Annotated in this window: 1 protein-coding gene and 1 pseudogene; both read right to left on the bottom strand. The window is 65.6% G+C overall.

All coding sequences use genetic code 11. The annotated features are described in order from the left end of the window. A pseudogene (locus AHiyo1_RS26245) lies at positions 1-130 on the bottom strand (uroporphyrinogen-III C-methyltransferase); the annotation flags it as partial. Positions 131-142: 12 nt separating this feature from the next. After that, positions 143-1470: (2Fe-2S)-binding protein (locus tag AHiyo1_RS05820; RefSeq protein ID WP_172465506.1), on the bottom strand; the 1328-nt coding region annotated here is incomplete at its 5' end.

The raw sequence follows: 1470 nt of genomic DNA, 5'->3' as shown, positions 1-1470 counted from the left end.
CGCCGTCGGGAGTGCTGAGCCGATGGACGACGGCGCCCGCGGCTTCGAAGCGCCGTACGGCTTGCCGCGCGGCGTGGGCCGAGCCTGTGACCAGAACGTCGCGGCCTGTGAGGTCGATGGTGAGCTGCATGGTTTGTGCTCCTTAGCCCTGGCCGCGAACGGGGATCGTGCTGGCGATGAGGACGCCGCCCTTTTCCTCGTTGGTGGCGGGGCGGATTTGGCCGCGTTCAGGGACGAAGGCGATGGCCTCGTCTTTCTGGTCGGGTGCGTTCACGAAGGAACGGAAGCGGCGCAGGCGTTCGGGGTCCTTGAGGGTCTCTGCCCATTCGTCCTGGTAGGTGTCGATGTGCCGGGCCATGGCGGCTTCGAGGTCGTCCGCGATGCCAAGGGAGTCGTGGATGATGACGTCTTCGATGTGTTTGAGGCCGCCGTCGAGTTCTTCCTGCCAGCGGGCGGTGCGCTGGAGGCGGTCGGCGGTGCGGATGTAGTACATGAGGTAGCGGTCGATGTATTTGATCAGGGTGTCGTCGTCCAGGTCCTGGGCGAGGAGCTGGGCGTGGGCGGGCAGGAAGCCGCCGTTGCCGCCGACGTAAAGGTTCCAGCCCTTGTCGGTGGCGATGACGCCGACGTCCTTGCCGCGGGCTTCGGCGCATTCGCGGGCGCAGCCGGAAACGCCCATTTTGAGTTTGTGCGGGCTGCGCAGGCCGCGGTAGCGCAGTTCCAGGTTGATGGCCATGGCGACGGAGTCCTGGACGCCGAAGCGGCACCAGGTGGAGCCGACGCAGGATTTCACGGTGCGCAGGCTCTTGCCGTACGCCTGGCCGGACTCGAAGCCGGCGTCGACGAGTTCCTTCCAGATCTCCGGGAGTTGTTCGAGGCGGGCGCCGAACATGTCGATCCGTTGCCCGCCGGTGATCTTCGTGTAGAGGCCGTACTTCTCGGCAACGCGGGCAATGACACCCAGGCCCTTCGGCGTGATTTCGCCGCCGGCGATGCGGGGGACCACCGAGTAGGTGCCGTCCTTTTGCATGTTGGCCAGTGCGCGGTCGTTGGTGTCCTGCAGGGTACCGCGCCCGGCACCGAGCACGTATTCACTGTTCTGGGAGGCGAGGATGGAGGCGATCGTCGGCTTGCAGATATCGCAGCCTGCGCCGGTGCCGTATTTGGCAAGGATGTCCTCGAAGGAGGTCAGCTCCAGCACGCGGATGGCGTCGAAGAGTTCCTGGCGGGAGAGGCTGAAGTGCTCGCACAGGGCCTTGGAGACTTCGATGCCGGACTTCTTCAGTTCCCCTTCGAGGAGTTTCTTGAGCATCGGGACGCAGGAGCCGCACTGGGTGCCGGCCCGCGAACATGTCTTTAGTTCGCCGAGTTCCTGGACGGGGGCGTTGCCCTCGCAGGAACCGCAGCCGTTGATGGCATCGCGGACGCTGCCTGCGGCGACGTTGTTGCAGGAGCAGAGGATCGCGTCGT

The organism is Arthrobacter sp. Hiyo1, assembly GCF_001263615.2.
GTDB lineage: Bacteria > Actinomycetota > Actinomycetes > Actinomycetales > Micrococcaceae > Arthrobacter.
The sequence above is the reverse complement of the archived record's forward strand: the minus strand, read 5'-3'. Positions and strand labels throughout refer to the sequence as shown.